Annotated in this window: 14 protein-coding genes; 11 read left to right on the forward strand and 3 right to left on the reverse strand. The window is 71.6% G+C overall.

Features of this window, described 5'->3' with window-relative positions:
• Positions 1-615 precede the first annotated feature (615 nt).
• The 4 genes from ACZ60X_RS02355 to ACZ60X_RS02370 all read left to right on the forward strand — a co-directional run bounded on the left by ACZ60X_RS02355 (position 616) and on the right by ACZ60X_RS02370 (position 4,340).
• Entirely contained in the window at positions 616-1,503 is an 888-nt protein-coding gene (locus ACZ60X_RS02355; protein ID WP_469592312.1) for an alkaline phosphatase family protein, read from the forward strand.
• Between the two features lies 1 nt (position 1,504).
• A complete protein-coding gene (locus ACZ60X_RS02360; RefSeq protein ID WP_469592314.1) occupies positions 1,505-2,764 on the forward strand; it encodes an MFS transporter in 1,260 nt (419 codons plus the stop codon).
• On the forward strand, positions 2,761-3,780 hold the full coding sequence (locus ACZ60X_RS02365; protein WP_469592316.1) for a TolB family protein: 1,020 nt from the start codon (positions 2,761-2,763) through the stop codon (positions 3,778-3,780). The genes ACZ60X_RS02360 and ACZ60X_RS02365 overlap by 4 nt, the downstream gene beginning before the upstream one ends.
• A gap of 278 nt (positions 3,781-4,058) precedes the next feature.
• Positions 4,059-4,340 (forward strand): hypothetical protein, encoded by a 282-nt coding sequence (locus tag ACZ60X_RS02370; protein WP_469592318.1) that lies wholly within the window; start codon positions 4,059-4,061, stop codon positions 4,338-4,340.
• A 113-nt stretch (positions 4,341-4,453) separates the two neighbouring features.
• Here ACZ60X_RS02370 and glnA read toward each other — a convergent pair whose 3' ends face one another.
• Positions 4,454-5,815, reverse strand: a complete 1,362-nt coding sequence (gene glnA / locus ACZ60X_RS02375) for a type I glutamate--ammonia ligase (protein WP_059248994.1) — start codon at positions 5,813-5,815, stop codon at positions 4,454-4,456.
• A gap of 285 nt (positions 5,816-6,100) precedes the next feature.
• Here glnA and ACZ60X_RS02380 point away from each other — a divergent pair, with 285 nt between their 5' ends.
• Positions 6,101-7,288 (forward strand): globin domain-containing protein, encoded by a 1,188-nt coding sequence (locus ACZ60X_RS02380; protein WP_469592320.1) that lies wholly within the window; start codon positions 6,101-6,103, stop codon positions 7,286-7,288.
• A 31-nt stretch (positions 7,289-7,319) separates the two neighbouring features.
• On the opposite strand, the gene ACZ60X_RS02385 is transcribed toward ACZ60X_RS02380, so the two are convergent.
• Positions 7,320-7,778 carry an RrF2 family transcriptional regulator gene (locus ACZ60X_RS02385; RefSeq protein ID WP_469592322.1) on the reverse strand — a complete coding sequence of 153 codons (459 nt, stop codon included), beginning with the start codon at positions 7,776-7,778 and terminating at the stop codon, positions 7,320-7,322.
• Positions 7,779-7,968: 190 nt separating this feature from the next.
• On the opposite strand from ACZ60X_RS02385, the gene ACZ60X_RS02390 reads away from it, so the two are divergent.
• The 3 genes from ACZ60X_RS02390 to ACZ60X_RS02400 all read left to right on the forward strand — a co-directional run bounded on the left by ACZ60X_RS02390 (position 7,969) and on the right by ACZ60X_RS02400 (position 11,562).
• Positions 7,969-8,706, forward strand: a complete 738-nt coding sequence (locus ACZ60X_RS02390; RefSeq protein WP_469592324.1) for a DUF3105 domain-containing protein — start codon at positions 7,969-7,971, stop codon at positions 8,704-8,706.
• A complete protein-coding gene (locus ACZ60X_RS02395; RefSeq protein WP_469592328.1) occupies positions 8,706-9,347 on the forward strand; it encodes a DUF305 domain-containing protein in 642 nt (213 codons plus the stop codon). Before ACZ60X_RS02390 ends, ACZ60X_RS02395 begins: the two co-directional genes overlap by 1 nt.
• A gap of 304 nt (positions 9,348-9,651) precedes the next feature.
• A complete protein-coding gene (locus tag ACZ60X_RS02400) occupies positions 9,652-11,562 on the forward strand; it encodes a S53 family peptidase (protein WP_469592330.1) in 1,911 nt (636 codons plus the stop codon).
• A 71-nt stretch (positions 11,563-11,633) separates the two neighbouring features.
• Here ACZ60X_RS02400 and ACZ60X_RS02405 read toward each other — a convergent pair whose 3' ends face one another.
• Positions 11,634-12,308 carry an NADPH-dependent F420 reductase gene (locus ACZ60X_RS02405; RefSeq protein ID WP_469592332.1) on the reverse strand — a complete coding sequence of 225 codons (675 nt, stop codon included), beginning with the start codon at positions 12,306-12,308 and terminating at the stop codon, positions 11,634-11,636.
• A gap of 74 nt (positions 12,309-12,382) precedes the next feature.
• Between ACZ60X_RS02405 and ACZ60X_RS02410 the strand changes: the two genes are divergently transcribed.
• From ACZ60X_RS02410 to ACZ60X_RS02420, 3 genes are all read left to right on the forward strand, one after another.
• Positions 12,383-12,748, forward strand: a complete 366-nt coding sequence (locus ACZ60X_RS02410) for a winged helix-turn-helix transcriptional regulator (RefSeq protein WP_469592335.1) — start codon at positions 12,383-12,385, stop codon at positions 12,746-12,748.
• A 100-nt stretch (positions 12,749-12,848) separates the two neighbouring features.
• Positions 12,849-13,088, forward strand: a complete 240-nt coding sequence (locus ACZ60X_RS02415) for an alkylhydroperoxidase (RefSeq protein ID WP_469592337.1) — start codon at positions 12,849-12,851, stop codon at positions 13,086-13,088.
• 478 nt (positions 13,089-13,566) lie between these two features.
• Positions 13,567-14,154, forward strand: a complete 588-nt coding sequence (locus ACZ60X_RS02420) for a hypothetical protein (protein ID WP_469592339.1) — start codon at positions 13,567-13,569, stop codon at positions 14,152-14,154.
• The last annotated feature ends 262 nt before the right edge of the window (positions 14,155-14,416 follow it).

Below are 14,416 nucleotides of genomic sequence, written 5' to 3' on the forward strand. Positions count from 1 at the left end.
GTGGGGTGCGGGTGCGGCGGCCCGGACAGGTGGCCGTGGTCGGGGTGCCTGCGGCGGGTGGTGCTGGTGCGGCGGCCCGGACAGGTGGCCGTGGTCGGGGTGCCTGCGGCTGGTGGTGCTGGTGCGGCGGCCCGGACAGGTGGTGGCAATGCTCGGGGTGTCTGCGGCAGGGGTGCGGGTGCGGCCGCCCGGGCGGGTGCTCCTCGTGGGGGTGCCTGCGGTGGTCCGTGCCGGTGGGCCTCCGGTGCGGGTAACGGCTTGCGCGGTGCGGGCCGAGCCTGCCGTGGGAGTCGGGCCGGTATGGGGTGGTGCAGGTGACGGCCCGCACGGTCCACACCTGCGGCGGACTGCCGCGGGGCGGCTTGGGTTCGGCCGGTGGGTGGTGTGTGGCCTCGGGGCGGCGGACTCTGAGGAGAGAGGCGGGCGGGGTTCGCGGCGGCCGCTGCGGGCGGTCACCACCTCGCCGGGTCCGTTTCCCCCGTGCGTGGCCGACCGGCATCGTTCATCCGCTCTTCACCCGGCCGGTTCGACGGCGTGGGGTTGGGGAATGTTGGCGTGTGCATGCTATGCCCGCACCGCCAACCCCGTTCCTTCCCCCCCCACCCGGAGGTTGATGTGTCCGGCAGTTCCGTGCACCGCCGTACCCGTACCGTCGTGGCGTCCGCGACCGCCTTCGCCGCGGCAGCGGTCGGGCTGTGGACCGGGCTCGGCGAAGGGTCCGCGCACGCCGCGGGCTCCGTGCCCAGTCCCGACCACGTGGTCGTCGTGGTCTTCGAGAACCACGCGTACAGCCAGGTCATCGGTTCCTCCAGCGCGCCGTACATCAACTCGCTGAAGTCGGGAGGTGCCAACCTGACGCAGTCGTACGCCGAGACCCACCCGAGCCAGCCGAACTACTACGCCCTGTTCTCCGGCGACACCCAGGGCGTCACCGACGACAGCTGTGTCACGCCCGGCTTCTCCTCGGCGGACAACCTGGCGTCCGAGGTGATCGCCGCGGGCAAGACCTGGGCCAGCTACAACGAGGATCTGCCCAGCCAGGGCGACACGACGTGCAGCAGCGGCGACTACGCCCAGAAGCACAACCCGTGGTTCGGGTTCAGCAATGTGCCGACGGACAGCGCCATGACGTTCGACCAGTTCCCGACCGACTTCGCCCAGCTGCCCCAGATGTCCTTCGTGACCCCCAACCTGTGCAGCGACATGCACGACTGCTCGGTGTCCACCGGTGACACCTGGCTGAAGAACAACCTGGGCGCGTACGCCACGTGGGCCAAGACCCACAACAGCCTGCTGGTGATCACCTTCGACGAGGACAACCGGCTGAGCGGCAACCGCATCCCGACCGTTCTGTACGGGCAGCCGGTCGCGGCGGGGTCGTCCAGCTCCACGACGTACAACCACTACGACCTGCTGCGCACCCTGGAGGACATGGAGGGGCTGGGCACGCACGCGGGCAACGCCGCCTCCGCGCAGGACATCACCGGCGTCTGGGCGTCCTGACGTGTACGTCGCGGACAGCCGCGCGGGTACGCCGACGTCCGCGGACGGTGCCGTCCGGCCTGTGGCCGGGCGGCGCACCGGGGTCGCGCCCGCTGTGCTGGCTCTGGGGTCCGTGAGCCTGATCACGGATGTCTCGTCCGAGATGGTCACCGCCGTCCTGCCGTTGTACCTGGTCACCGGGCTCGGTCTGTCGCCGCTGGGGTTCGGGCTGCTCGACGGCGTCTACAACGGCTTCTCGGCTCTCGTACGGCTGGCGGGCGGGCATCTGGCGGACCGCGGCGGCGGGCGGCACAAGTGGGTCGCCGGGTTCGGGTACGCCGTATCGGCCGTGTGCAAGCCGTTGTTGCTCGTCGCTCACTCGCTCACCCCGATCGGGCTGGTGCTCGCCGCCGACCGGACGGGGAAGGGGGTGAGGACGGCGCCGAGGGACGCCCTCATCTCGCTGTCGAGCACGCCGGAGGCGCGGGGGCGTGCCTTCGGCGTGCATCGGGCGATGGACACGGCGGGCGCGCTGCTCGGACCACTGGTGGCGTTCCTGATCCTGCGCGCCACGGTGGACGGCTACGACGCCGTGTTCACGGTCAGTTCGTGCGTGGCCGTGGTGGGGGTGCTGGTGCTGGTCCTGTTCGTGCCCGGCGGGCGGCGGGGGGACGGCGGCGAGGCCGCGCGGCCCACGCTGTCGGCCGCCCTGCGGCTGCTGGGGCGCCGGGATCTGCGGCGGATCGCCGTGTGCGCGCTGCTGCTCGGGCTGGCCACGGTGAGCGACTCGTTCGTGTACCTGCTGCTCCAGCGGCGTCTGGGGGTGCCGGACCGCTGGTTCGCGCTGCTGCCGCTCGGTACCGCCGGCGCGTTCCTGCTGCTGGCGATCCCGCTCGGGCGGCTCGCGGACCGGGTGGGGCGGTGGACCGTGTTCCTGGGCGGGCACGGTGCCCTGCTGGTCGCGTACGCGCTTGTGCTGTCGTCGTGGCGCGGGGGCGGGCTGCCGTACGCCGTGCTCGCCCTGCACGGCGCCTTCTACGCGGCCACCGACGGGGTGCTGATGGCGGCGGCCGCGGACGGGGTCCCGGAGGCGCTGCGGTCGTCCGGGCTGGCCCTCGTGCAGACCGGGCAGGCGGCGGCCCGGTTCGCCTGCTCGCTGCTGTTCGGCGCCGCCTGGACGGTGTGGGGCGACCGGGCGGCGCTGAGCGGGGCGGCGGTGGCGCTGGCCGTCTGTGCCGGGTTCTCCCTCACCGTGCGCCCGAAGGAGGGTGTCACCGCATGACCGTACGCAGCCGTGTGCTGATCCTGGTCTCGGCCGTCGCCCTGCTCGCCGCGATCGGGCTGGCGTCCGTCCTGCACGCCTCGGCGCGGGCCGAGCGCCGTGCCCACGCGCAGGCGGGCGGTCCGCGTGTCGTGGCGGGCGCGGTCACGCTGAGCGAGCGCCGGCGGATGGTCTTCCGGAACATGGCGTGGGGGCCGCACCGGGACGAGCTGGCGTCCGTGCCCGCTGGTGATCCGGGCGGGACGCGTACCGCGAGTGGGGTCAAGTGCCTGCGGTTCCACGCCGCTTCGGGGGTGGGGGTGTGTCTGCAGGCCGTGCACGGTCCGGTGTCGGACACGTACCGGGCGGTGATCCTGGACGACCGGCTGCGGATCGTGCGCCGGTACGAGGTCCCCGGCATCCCGTCGCGGGCCCGGGTGTCGCCGACCGGTCACTTCGCCGCGTGGACGGCCTTCGTGGGCGGTGACAGCTACGCCGGTACGGACTTCTCCACGCGCGCGGCCATCGTGGACACGAGGAGCGGTGAGCTGATCCCGTCCCTTGAGGACTTCCGGATCATCAAGGACGGGCGCGCGTACCGGGCGGCGGACGACAACTTCTGGGGCGTCACGTTCGCGGCGGACGACCGCACGTTCTACGCCACCCTCGCGACCGGCGGGCGTACCTACCTGGTGCGGGGCGACCTGCGCGCCCGTACGGTCACGACGCTGCACACCGACGTCGAGTGCCCCTCGCTGTCGCCCGACGGCACGCGCATCGCCTACAAGAAGCGCGTCGGCGGTCTTCCCAAGGACGCCCCTTGGCGCCTCTACGTCCTCGACCTGCGGACGATGCGGGAGACTCCCCTTGCCGAGTCCAGGAGCGTGGACGACCAGGCGGTGTGGCGGGACGGCCGGACGCTCGTGTACGCGCTCGCCGGTGACTACGGCGCGGACCTGTACGAGGTTCCGGCGGACGGCTCGGGAACGCCACGCCGGATCAGCGCGGCGGCGGTGTCGCCCGCGTACCTCGGGTAGGCCCGTCGGCGAGACGGTCGTGGAGTCGCGAGCTGTCGCCCGTGGCGTGTGCGTTCGCGACCGGCTGGGCACCTGGCGCCCCAGGACGAGAGGGCCCTCCGCCTGATCGGCGACCCGCTCGGCCGGCTCGCCTCCCGTTCCGGCGCCGATCTCACCTCCGGGCGCCGCCTGGCAATCGGCGAGGACACCGGCGGCTACCGGATCGGGTGCCCGACGGCGCCAGGGCACCACCCTTGCAGCCCCGTGCCCCGTGCCGATCCGGCGTCGTTGACCCGAGTATGCAGAAGATCACCGTTCTCACCGCGCTCACCGCGGCCGGGCTCGCGCTCGCCGGCCAGGCCCAGGCCCAGGCCCACGACGGCGACCACGGTCGCATCAACATCGCCGGCCGGTCCCTGTCCCCGGCCAGGGTCTGCGAGGAAACCCTGGGGCTCGTCCCGATCCTCGTCCCGCAGTCGGGCAGCTCGGTGTCCGACGCCTGCAACCACCGGCCCCACGTCCGACGGGGAGTGTCCCAGCCGCCCCGCACCGACTCCCTCTCGGGCTCCGACCGGCAGTGAGGCGGCAGTGGTCGTCCGGCGCGCGCGCCGGACGGCCAGGAAGCAGGCGGCGGCCGCCCGGCGGCATCTCGCAGCCGGGCGGGCCGTACCGGTTCAGCCCCCTTTGACCCGCCTCACAGGACCGGCAGGTTCTTCCTCAGCTCGAACGCCGTGACCTCCGAGCGGTACTCCTCCCACTCCTGGCGCTTGTTGCGCAGGAAGAAGTCGAAGACGTGCTCGCCGAGGGTCTCGGCGACCAGGTCGCTGCGTTCCATCAGGGTGAGGGCCTCGCCCAGGTTCTGGGGCAGGGGCTCGATGCCCATGGCGCGGCGCTCGGCGTCGGAGAGGGCCCAGACGTCGTCCTCGGCGCCGGGCGGCAGCTCGTAGCCCTCCTCGATGCCCTTCAGGCCGGCGGCCAGGAGCACGGCGTAGGCCAGGTAGGGGTTCGCTCCCGAGTCCAGGGAGCGGACCTCCACACGCGCGGAGCCGGTCTTGCCGGGCTTGTACATGGGGACGCGGACCAGGGCGCTGCGGTTGTTGTGGCCCCAGCAGATGTACGACGGGGCCTCGCCGCCGGCGCCGGCCGTGCGCTCGGAGCCGCCCCAGATGCGCTTGTAGGAATTCACCCACTGGTTGGTGACCGCCGAGATCTCCGCCGCGTGGCGCAGCAGGCCCGCGATGAAGGAGCGGCCGACCTTGGAGAGCTGGTACTCGGCGCCGGACTCGTAGAAGGCGTTGCGGTCGCCCTCGAAGAGGGACAGGTGGGTGTGCATGCCGGAGCCCGGGTGCTCGGAGAAGGGCTTCGGCATGAAGGTGGCCTGCACTCCCTGCTCCAGGGCGACCTGCTTCATGACCAGGCGGAAGGTCATGATGTTGTCGGCGGTGGAGAGCGCGTCGGCGTAGCGCAGGTCGATCTCCTGCTGGCCCGGGGCACCCTCGTGGTGGGAGAACTCGACCGAGATGCCCATCGACTCCAGCATGGTGATCGCCTGGCGGCGGAAGTCCATGCCGACGTTGGTCGGGGTGTGGTCGAAGTAGCCCGAGTTGTCGGCCGGGGTGGGGCGGGAGCCGTCGAGCGGGCGGTCCTTCAGCAGGAAGAACTCGATCTCCGGGTGGGTGTAGAAGGTGAAGCCCAGGTCGGAGGTGCGGGCCAGGGCGCGCTTGAGGACGTAGCGCGGGTCGGCGAAGGAGGGGGACCCGTCCGGCATGAGGATGTCGCAGAACATGCGGGCGGTGCCGGGGGTCTCCGCGCGCCACGGCAGGACCTGGAAGGTGGAGGGGTCCGGCTTGGCGATCATGTCGGACTCGTAGACCCGGGCGAAGCCCTCGATGGCGGAGCCGTCGAAGCCGATGCCCTCGTCGAAGGCCTGCTCCAGCTCGGCGGGGGCCACGGCGACGGACTTGAGGAAGCCCAGCACGTCCGTGAACCACAGGCGTACGAACCGGATGTCGCGCTCCTCCAACGTCCGGAGCACGAACTCCTGCTGCTTGTCCATCTTCCGCTTCCCCATCCTTGCTGGTCAGGCCGCCTTCGAGCCATCCCACCACAACACCGTTTCAAGCGCGTTGCGGACCTTGATCGCCCAGGCGTCCTCGGCCTGAATGCCTGTCGTACGGCAGGTGTACCGCTCTGCCGCCCATCTTGCCTTCTCGCACCGACATCCGTAATGGCCGGCCCGCTTCTCCCGTGAGCGAGACCACACCGCCTTAATTTGCATCTGAGATGCAAGTTTTCATAGCGTTTTGATCAGCCGAGATGTGAAGAGTTCCGAGGAGATCCGATGCTGTCCGAACGGTCCGCGGCCACTGTCCGCGCCACCCTCCCCGCTGTCGGCGCGGCCATCGGCGAGATCACCGAGCGCTTCTACGCCCGGCTCTTCGCCGCCCACCCCGAGCTGCTGCGCGACCTGTTCAACCGGGGCAACCAGGCCTCCGGCGCCCAGAAGCAGGCCCTCGCCGGATCCATCGCCGCCTTCGCCACGCATCTCGTCCAGAACCCGGACCAGCGGCCCGACGCCATGCTCGGCCGGATCGCCCACAAGCACGCCTCCCTGGGCGTGGCCCCCGAGCACTACCCGATCGTCCACGAGCACCTCTTCGCCGCCATCGCCGAGGTCCTCGGCGAGGCCGTCACCCCCGAGGTGGCCGAGGCCTGGAACGAGGTCTACTGGCTGATGGCCAACGCGCTCATCGCCGTCGAGAAGCGGCTGTACGAGGAGAGCGGCAGCACCGAGCGGCGGCCGTGGGAGGTCGTGGAGCGCGTCGAGGAGACGGCGGACGTCGTCACCTTCCGGCTGCGCCCGGCCGACGGCGGCCCGGTGCGCGGCTTCCGCGCCGGACAGTACGTCTCCGTCCAGGTCGAGCTGCCCGACGGCGCCCGTCAGATACGCCAGTACAGCCTGTCCGGTGCGCCCGGCGAGGACGTCCGCCAGTTCAGCGTCAAGCGGGTCTCCGGTGACGACGCCGCGCCCGACGGCGAGGTCTCGAACCACCTCCACGCGCGCGTGCGGACCGGTGACGTGGTGCTCCTCTCGGAGCCCTACGGCGACCTCGTCCTCGGCGACACCGCCGACCGGCCCCTCCTGCTCGCCTCCGCGGGCATCGGTGTGACCCCGATGGTCGCGATGCTCGCCGCGCTGGCGACCGACGGCCACAAGGCCCCGGTCACCGTCGTGCACGGCGACCGCTCCCCCGCCGACCACGCCCTGCGGGGCGATCACGAGGCCTATGCGGCGAAGCTCCCGGACGCCTCCGTCCGCTTCTTCTACGAGCGCGACGCCGAGCCCGGCACCCGCACCGGCCTCGTCGACCTCGGCGGCATCACCGTGGCGCCCGGCACGCGCGCGTACCTGTGCGGCCCGCTGCCCTTCATGCGCGCGGTCCGCGCCCAGCTGATCGAGAAGGGCGTGTCCCCGGCCGACATCCACTACGAGGTCTTCGGCCCCGACCTGTGGCTGGCGGCGGCCTAGGCAGCCCCTGAGAGGCGCCGCCGGGGACCGGCTACCGCGAAAGCCCCGTATCCGCCCCCGGCCCCCGGGAGATACCGAGCAGCAAAGGCCCTGTCGGTTCCACGACGATCTCCGCGACAGTGATCGGGTCCAGGCTGGCGTAGAACGCCTCCTGGGCCCTTCGCAGTGCGCCGCGCAGCCGGCAGCCGGAGCGCAGCGGGCACGGCGCGGCCCCCTCGCACTCGACCACGTCACCGTCGCCCTCGAAGACGCGCACGACCGCGCCCACCGACGCCGTGCGCCCCTTCTCGGTGAGCGCGAGGCCGCCGCCCCGGCCGCGGCGGGCGTCCACCAGGCCCAGGTGCTGGAGTTCGGCGACGACCTTGGTGGCGTGGGTGTAGGGCACGTCCATGTCCGCCGCCACCTGACGGGTGGTGGGCGTGGCGCCGACGGTCACGGCGAGTCGCATCAGGACCCGCAGGGCCAGGTCGGTGGAGCGCAGAAGCCGCATACGGCGAGCGTAGGTAATTGGAATCGCGGGTTCAAATTTTCTCCTCTTCTCTCTTCGCCTTGCCCTTCGTCCGCCGCTCTCCTGTCCGTCCGCTGTCGCGCTCTACGGCGGAGCACGCCTTCCCCATTACGATCAGGGCGCCGCACCGCCCCCGTCAGCCCCTCTTCCTCCCCAGAAGGACACACGCCTCATGGGTTCCGACAAGAACAGCAGCACCGCGGCGCGCACAGCGCGCGTCGAGGAGATGCGCCGCGCCGAGCGCGCCCGCGAGCGCCGCAACCGGGTCCTCGTCGTCGGCGCCAGTGTGGTGGTCGTCGCCGCTCTCGCGGCCGGCGGCGTGGCCCTCGTCAACTCCCGGTCGGACAAGAAGTCGGACACCGCGAGCAGCGACTCCAAGGGCTCCGCCGCCCCGTCGGCCACCGGGGCCTCCACGGACGCCGGGGCGGCCGGGTCCGCCGGGTCCGCTGGGGACTCCGGGCACTTCGTCAAGGGCAAGGACGGGGTGCTGACCTGGTCCGGCACGCTGTCGCGCACGCACGTGATGCCGAAGGTGTCATATCCGATGCACCCGCCGGTCGGCGGCAACCACAACCCCGTCTGGGCGACCTGCGACGCGACCGTCTACACCAGGCCGCTCCAGGACGAGAACGCCGTGCACTCGCTGGAGCACGGCGCGGTCTGGGTGACGTACACCAGCAAGGCGGGCAAGGCCGACGTCGACGCGCTCGCGGCGAAGGTGGCGAAGACGCCGTACTCGATGATGAGCCCGTACGAGAACCAGGCCGCGCCGCTGATGCTGTCGGCGTGGGGCCACCAGGTGGCGGTGAAGAGCGCGAGCGACCCCGAGGTGGACAAGTTCTTCGCCGCCTACGTCCAGGGTCCGCAGACCCCGGAGCCGGGTGCCGCCTGCACCAGCGGGGCGATGTGATGCGGCGTCAGCGCATCGGCTGGACCGCCGGAGTCGCGGCGGCGGTGCTCGTCGCGGCCGGCGGGATCACGTACGCGGTCGCGGAGGACGCCGGCGGCGGAGCTGCCGCCCGGCTCACCGCGCCGGGGGCCGACTCGGCCGACGCCGGATTCGCGCGGGACATGGCGGTGCACCACCAGCAGGCCGTCGAGATGTCGTACATCGTGCGGGACCGGACGACGGACGCGGACGTGCGGCGGCTCGCCTACGACATCGCGCAGACCCAGGCCAACCAGCGCGGCATGCTGCTGGGCTGGCTGGATCTGTGGGGTCTGCCGAAGGTGTCGGGCGAGCCGCCGATGGCCTGGATGGGCATGGGCGACATGCCGGAGCGCGGGGACGGCTCGCTGATGCCGGGCATGGCGACGAACACCGAGCTGAGAAGGCTCCAGTCGCTGAGCGGCAGGCAGGCGGAGATCTTCTACCTCCAGCTGATGACGGACCATCACAAGGGCGGAATCCACATGGCCGAGGGATGCGTGGCCAAGTGCACGGTCGGCGTGGAGAAGCGGCTCGCGCAGGGCATGGTCGACGCGCAGCAGTCGGAGCTTCAGGTGATGGCCGGGATGCTCAAGGAGCGCGGGGCGAAGCCGCGTTCATGACCGCTTCGCGAAAAGTGAACGAGCGGTTGTGAACAGCGGACAAGCCCTTTCGTAACACAGCCGTAAGGATAAATGCCCCCAAATCGCCTCACCTGACGGCTACTTGAGCTTCTCTTGACCGTTCCGTTCCCCTGGCATGAACGGTTCATCGGAGAGAGTGACCCCCATCGTGTGATCCATACGGTCGGCCGAACCGCCGCGGGCCGGCACGCGGACCGCATGACGTACCGACCACGACATGCATGCGAACCGCATCGCAGGGGGTTCTATGAGATCCAACCGCGCCAAGCTGCGCGCTGTGAGCATGGCAGCGACACTGCCCATGATCGCCGGCGCGCTGGCGCTGGGCATACCCGCGGCACACGCCGCGGACAGCCCCGCTCGTCAGGCACTGCAGGGCACCAAGCCCGCCTGGGCCACGCCCAGGGCGGACAAGGGCGCGACCGCGCACAGCGCCCAGGTGAACGCCCGGGTCTACCTGGCCGGGCGGGACGCGGCCGGACTCGCCGCCTACGCCAAGGCCGTGTCCGACCCCGGCTCGCCGCTCTACGGCAAGTACCTGAGCGCCAAGAAGGCGCAGGCCCGCTTCGGGGCCACCAAGGCCCAGGTGGCCGCCGTCAAGTCCTGGCTGACCTCGGCCGGTCTGAAGGTCACCTCGGTCACCCAGCACTACGTCGCCGTCTCCGGTGACGTGGCCGCCGCCGAGAAGGCGTTCGGCACCGAGCTGCACAACTACGCCAAGGGCGCGGCGACTTACCACGCCCCGGCCCGCACGGCCTCCGTCCCGGCCTCCCTCCAGGGTGCCGTCCTGACCGTCACCGGCCTGGACAACGCCCCGCACAAGGCGAACCACGACGACACGCTGCCGCCGCCGGACGCCGTGTTCAAGAACGCCGGTCCGTTCTCGACGTACTACGGCTCGAAGACCGCGACCACCCTGCCGGACGCGTACGGCCAGAAGATCCCGTACGCGATCAAGGGGTACACCGGCAAGCAGCTGCGCGCCGCCTACGGCGCGGGCAAGTACACCGGCCAGGGCGTCAAGGTGGCCATCACCGACGCCTACGCCTCGCCGACGATCGCCTACGACGCGGGCATGTACGCGAAGCGGAACGGCGACGCGGCCTGGAAGACCAGCCAGCTGCACCAGGTCCTGCCGGCCAACTGGGCCAGGACCACGGAGTGCAAGGCGGCCGGCTGGTACGGCGAGGAGACCCTGGACGTCGAGGCCGTGCACGCGGTCGCGCCGAGTGCCGACGTCACGTACGTGGGCGCCGCCTCCTGCTACGACGACGACCTGCTCGACTCGCTCAGCAAGGTCGTGGACAACCACCTGGCCGACATCGTCTCCAACTCCTGGGGCGACGTGGAGGCCAGCCAGACGCCGGACCTGGCCGCCGCCTACGACCAGGTCTTCCAGCTGGGCGCGGTGCAGGGCATCGGCTTCTACTTCTCCTCCGGCGACAACGGCGACGAGGTCGCCAACACCGGTACGAAGCAGGTCGACACCCCGGCCAACTCCGCCTGGGTGACCGCGGTCGGCGGTACGTCCCTGGCCGTCGGCAAGGGCGACAAGTACGAGTGGGAGACCGGCTGGGGCACCCAGAAGGCGACCCTCGCGGCCGACGGCAAGAGCTGGACGAACTTCCCCGGCGCGTTCACCTCGGGCGCGGGCGGCGGCACCAGCAAGACGGTCGCCCAGCCGTACTACCAGAAGGGCGTCGTCCCGGACGCGCTGGCCAAGGCCAACGGCACGACCGCCAACCGTGTCGTCCCGGACATCGCGGCCATCGCCGACCCGAACACCGGCTTCCTCGTCGGCCAGACGCAGACGTTCCCGGACGGCTCGCAGCAGTACAGCGAGTACCGCATCGGCGGCACGTCGCTGGCCGCGCCGACCATCGCGGCCATCCAGGCCCTGGCCCAGGAGGCCCGCGGCGGCGCGGCGATCGGCTTCGCCAACCCGACGATCTACGCCGACTACGGCAAGAAGGGCGTCTTCCACGACGTCACGGACAACCCGACCGGGTCCGGCCTGGCGGTCGCCCGTGTGGACTTCGCCAACGGTCTGGACGCCACCGGCGGCCTGCTGTACTCGGCCCGCAGCCTCGGCAAGGACAGCTCCCTGTCCGCGACGAAGGGCTACGACGACGTGACGGGCGTCGGCACTCCGGCCGACGGCTACGTCGCCTCGTACGCCGCCAAGAAGCACTGATGTGCTGAGGCTCCGCTGAGGAGCGGGGGCGTGGGGTCCTGACGGGCCCCACGCCCTCTCGCGTGGGAGGCCTACCGGCTCGCGCTGCCGCCGTGGTCGCCCGGTCCGGCCGCGTAGGCCAGCGGAGGCGCGATCGCCTGCGCGTCCGCGCCCTCGCCGACCCACAGGGCGATGAAGAGCGCGGCGGTCGCCTCCAGGAGTCCCGCGCGTTCGAGGCCGCCGCCGGCCACGGGTTCGCAGCCCGTGTCCCGCACCAGCTCGCGTACCCGCGCGAGGGCCGTCTCGTCGTCCCCGCAGACCGGTACGGCCAGTGGCCGGCCGCCGAAGACGGGCGGCCGCATGCGCCACACGTCCTCGTGGCAGAGGTTGAAGGCCTTGACCACGTGGGCTCCCGGTGCCGCCGCGGCAAGTCGCTGCGCGGCCGAGGGGCCTCCTTCCGTCAGCAGCCGGAAGCCCGGCCCGACCGGGTTGGAGCAGTCGAGCAGCACCTTGCCTTCCAGGGCGGTGCGCAGTTCCCGCGCCACCTCCGCTCCCGCCCCGAAGGGCAGCGCGGCCAGCACCACCTCCCGGCCGGCCTCGGCCGCCCCGCGCAGACCGGCAGGCCTCGCGCCGCCTCCGACGCGCCTCGCCAGCCGCTCCGCCCCGAGCGCGTCCCGTCCCCCGATGACCACCTCGTGCCCGGCCCGCACCCAGTGGGTGGCGAGCGCGTCGGCCATGTTGCCCGTTCCCAGTACGCCGATCCTCATCACGCGTTCCCTCTCCGTATCCGCTTCGACCGTTCACCCCGACGCTAGGAGGCGGTTCAGGCACCATTTGGTACGTGACGACCGACGCCTTCCTCGCCGACTGCCGCGCCCGCCTCGCCTTCGACCTGTTCTCGAACACCTGGAACGCCGTGGTGCTCTGGTCCCTGCGCGACGGCCCCCGGCGGCCGGTCGAACTGCGGGAGCGGATCGGAGGCATCAGCTCCAAGGTCCTGACCGAGACGCTGCGCCGGCTGCGGTTCAACGGACTGGTCGACCGGCAGGCACACCCCGGCGCGCCGACCCGGGTGGAGTACCGGCTCACGGCTCTGGGCCGCACCCTGCTGGCGCCCATCGACGCCGTCGGGGCATGGGCCTTCGAGTACGGCGACGAGGTCATGGCCGCCCAGGAGGCGGCATGCGCGTCCCGAGCGATCGGCTGACGGTCATCGGGCAGGCCGGTCCCGCGCACTCCGGCCTGCCCCGGCAGGGACTCACGCCGGGTCCGGCAGGGCTGGTGAGACGGACGAGCGGCTGCACAACGTGGTCGCGTGGCGCGAGAGGCCCTTCTGCACCGAGGAGGAGCGGGCGGCCCTCGCCCTGGCCGAGGCCGCCACCCGGCTCCAGGACGGCGCGCCGGGCGTGGCCGACGAGATCCGGGACGCCGCCGCCGACCACTTCAGCGCGGTACAGGTGAGCGCGATCGTCCTGGAGGTCGCGACGACCAACTTCTTCAACCGGATCAACCGCGCGATCCGGGAGCAGGCCGGCAAGACCTCGTGAGTCCGGTAACCTGACGGATCGTCAACAGGCTGACGTACCATCCCGTACCGGGCCTGGAACGAGGAGCAGGACACGTACGGCCCGCTGCCCACCGAGCGGCGCCGGACCGTCGGCCGCCGGCCCCCGGCAGCACCCGGCCGCGCACCGGACCGCCTCGGACGTGGAACCCCGGGGCGGCCCGGTCGCCGCGGCCGTCTAGCACGGCGCCGGCCGACATGTCCGCACCGACACGCTCCGTCGATGGATGAGGGTGAGTCAGGACATCACCCCAAAGGCCTAATAGTATTTCAATCCCACTTTCTAAAGCCGGACTTGACCCCTGCCACCCCTTCAAAAACGCGGCATTCGGAGCCGGATATACCCTGAACGGCCCCTTTGTCCCCGTCTCCCGAAATTGCCGATGTGTCAGCCCTGAGTAGTTTTGATCTCAGGCCGACTGACACGTCGGCACCATGAGAGACGAGACAGGAGAAGCGACATGAAGGTCGCCCGTTCAACCATGGTCACCGCTGGAGTCGCAGCCGCCGCGGCTCTCGCCGCGACCGGCATCACCTACGCCTCGGCCGCCTCCGCTCCGGTCCCCGAGGCGGCCCCGGTCAGCGCAGTCGCCGCTCCCGCCCCGCGCGGCGGCGACAGCGGGCAGAGCAAGGGCAACAGCAACAGCAACAACAGCAGCAACAACAACGGCAACGAGAACTGGGGCAAGGGCAACGAGGGCAAGGGCAACGAGGGCCGAGAGGGAGGCGAGGAAGGCGAGCGCCGGCACCACGAGGGCCGCATCGAGGTCAACGAGCGGTCCTACTCCGCCCACCCCGGCGACTGCATCACCGTCGTCAGCGGCCTTGGCGCCAAGAGCCTGAACATCCGCAACGAGACCCGCAAGACGGTGGAGGTCTTCCGCGGGGCGGTCTGCGACAACGGCGCTCCCATCGCCACCGTCGGCCCCCACAGCGAGAGCAACGGCGTCCGCCCCTGCCGGACCGAGGGCATCGAGGTCGACGACGGCGTGGTGGCCAGCTTCCGCGTCGTCAAGCACCACCACCACGACGACGAGGACGACGACTAATCCGGACCCGACCGTATGAAGGGAAAGCCCCGGCCCGCCGCAATCGGGCCGGGGTTCCCTTCCCGGTCATTGTCCGACAACGCCGCGCCGTGCACACTCCGCCAGGCCGGACGCCGGCCGCCTCAACCGGCGCCCGCGCCGCCGCCCGCGCCGTCACCGGTCCGCCCGTTCCGGTGATTCCCGCCCGCACACTCCCCGTTGGCGTACGCCCCCGGGGCATGGCCGCCGCTTCCTTCCCGGCGTTCCCCCATGCCCGAACGGG

This window comes from Streptomyces sp. NPDC104106, from assembly GCF_055584345.1.

Excerpts from the sequence above, each read along its gene's own strand:
- ACZ60X_RS02385 (WP_469592322.1), bottom strand. The coding sequence starts at position 7,778 with ATGCGGCTTCTGCGCTCCACCGACCTGGCCCTGCGGGTCCTGATGCGA.
- ACZ60X_RS02380 (WP_469592320.1), top strand. The coding sequence starts at position 6,101 with ATGCTGTCCGAACGGTCCGCGGCCACTGTCCGCGCCACCCTCCCCGCT.
- ACZ60X_RS02370 (WP_469592318.1), top strand. The coding sequence starts at position 4,059 with ATGCAGAAGATCACCGTTCTCACCGCGCTCACCGCGGCCGGGCTCGCG.
- ACZ60X_RS02395 (WP_469592328.1), top strand. The coding sequence starts at position 8,706 with ATGCGGCGTCAGCGCATCGGCTGGACCGCCGGAGTCGCGGCGGCGGTG.
- ACZ60X_RS02420 (WP_469592339.1), top strand. The coding sequence starts at position 13,567 with ATGAAGGTCGCCCGTTCAACCATGGTCACCGCTGGAGTCGCAGCCGCC.
- ACZ60X_RS02405 (WP_469592332.1), bottom strand. The coding sequence starts at position 12,308 with ATGAGGATCGGCGTACTGGGAACGGGCAACATGGCCGACGCGCTCGCC.
- ACZ60X_RS02400 (WP_469592330.1), top strand. The coding sequence starts at position 9,652 with ATGGCAGCGACACTGCCCATGATCGCCGGCGCGCTGGCGCTGGGCATA.
- ACZ60X_RS02365 (WP_469592316.1), top strand. The coding sequence starts at position 2,761 with ATGACCGTACGCAGCCGTGTGCTGATCCTGGTCTCGGCCGTCGCCCTG.
- ACZ60X_RS02390 (WP_469592324.1), top strand. The coding sequence starts at position 7,969 with ATGGGTTCCGACAAGAACAGCAGCACCGCGGCGCGCACAGCGCGCGTC.
- glnA (WP_059248994.1), bottom strand. The coding sequence starts at position 5,815 with ATGGACAAGCAGCAGGAGTTCGTGCTCCGGACGTTGGAGGAGCGCGAC.